This window comes from Actinomadura logoneensis (assembly GCF_003428695.1).
Classification (GTDB): Bacteria; Actinomycetota; Actinomycetes; order Streptosporangiales; family Streptosporangiaceae; genus Spirillospora; species Spirillospora logoneensis.
In genome coordinates this window covers 1-713 of sequence record NZ_QURH01000394.1, presented here as the reverse complement: position 1 = coordinate 713, position 713 = coordinate 1, and the positions used below count along the sequence as shown (strand labels likewise).

Genomic DNA, 713 nt, shown 5'->3' with positions numbered 1-713 from the left:
CGGACGGCCCGCAGGGGCCGGGTGGGCCGGGTGGTGCGTGGGGCGCGCGGCCGGGGTTCGCGCCGCCGGACGCCGCGGCCGGGGCGGGGCCGGGGGCGCGGGATTCGCGGCTGGCGGAGCTGGTGCCCGAGCGGACGTTGCGGCGGCTGGAGCTGTCGGTGACGCGCAGGCTGGACGGTCTGCTGAACGGTGAGCACCTGGGGTTGCTGCCGGGTCCGGGGACCGAGGTCGCCGAGGCGCGGCTGTACCAGCCGGGCGAGGACGATGTGCGGCACATGGACTGGGCGGTGACGGCGCGGACGACGACGCCGCACGTGCGGGACCTGATCGCCGATCATGAGCTTGAGGTGTGGGCGCTGGCGGACCTCACGCCGAGCATGGGGTTCGGGACGGGCCGGATGGTGAAGCGTGACCTGGCGGTGGCGGCGCTGGCGGCGGTGGGGTTCCTGACGGTGCGGCTGGGTGACCGGGTGGGGGCGTATCTGCTGGACCGGGAGCGGCTGCGGCGTCGTCCGGCGCGGACGGGCAAGGCCGCGTTGTACGCGTTGCTGCAGGACGTGCTGGACACCGATCCGCATCGTCCGGAGGCGGCGCGGCCGGGTGGGACGCTCGCCGTGCCGGGTCCTGGGGGGCCGGGCCGTGGCGGGTCGGGCCTGTTCGGCGGGTGGGGTGGCACGGCGCGCGCGTCCCGCTCCCCTGGCGGGTCCGGCGCG

Annotated in this window: 1 protein-coding gene; it reads left to right on the top strand. The window is 77.4% G+C overall.

The features are described 5' to 3' along the window. Positions 1 to 122 precede the first annotated feature (122 nt). On the top strand, positions 123 to 713 hold a 591-nt coding region (locus tag DZF91_RS22910; RefSeq protein ID WP_235834486.1), incomplete at its 3' end, for a DUF58 domain-containing protein.